1 protein-coding gene is annotated in these 552 nt (G+C 46.9%); it reads right to left on the reverse strand.

The window, feature by feature from the left end:
• Nucleotides 1-95 precede the first annotated feature (95 nt).
• A partial coding sequence (locus tag ABDZ72_RS04940) for a hypothetical protein (protein WP_343751525.1) occupies nt 96-552 on the reverse strand: 457 nt, incomplete at its 5' end.

Genomic DNA, 552 nt, shown 5'->3' on the forward strand with positions numbered 1-552 from the left:
GCCTCCCCATCAACAAACTAACATACATGGTTGCACGATTTTAATGTTGTCTATTTTATGGGGACAATATCACTTTAGCTACGCGACATGTTCCATCATTGCGTGAGTTTCACCTCAAACTGCGCGCGTTTTTCGGTTATCGCGCGACTGTCCCGGAGAGTTGAGCGAGGTGGTCCCTTTACTGCGCGACGTCCACCAGAATGGCGCGCGTTTATGCTTAAAGGCAGTTGATTTTCGGCGGCGGCCGAAAATCTTCCACTTAGAATCAAATCAGCACATTCAGGAAAACATACGGAAAACAGCTGCTTTGTCAGCCAAGCAGAAAGGGGCCAAATGGTGATTAACGTTGTACTGTGGGGCATGTTTATTTTACCACTAGCGTCGTTGTTTGTGTTAAACCGCGATACGATCGTATGTGTCAATCTTTTCTCGATGTGGTTGTCACACCAATATATCGAGCACTCTATTTTTGTACACTTCTTCCGGCTACCGCGCTGTCGCTTGGTGGCCTGCATATTTTCGTCACGTTCCAAAACCCGGAACCTGACAAAA

This window comes from Lentibacillus halophilus (genome assembly GCF_039522485.1).
GTDB lineage: Bacteria > Bacillota > Bacilli > Bacillales > Amphibacillaceae > Lentibacillus > Lentibacillus halophilus.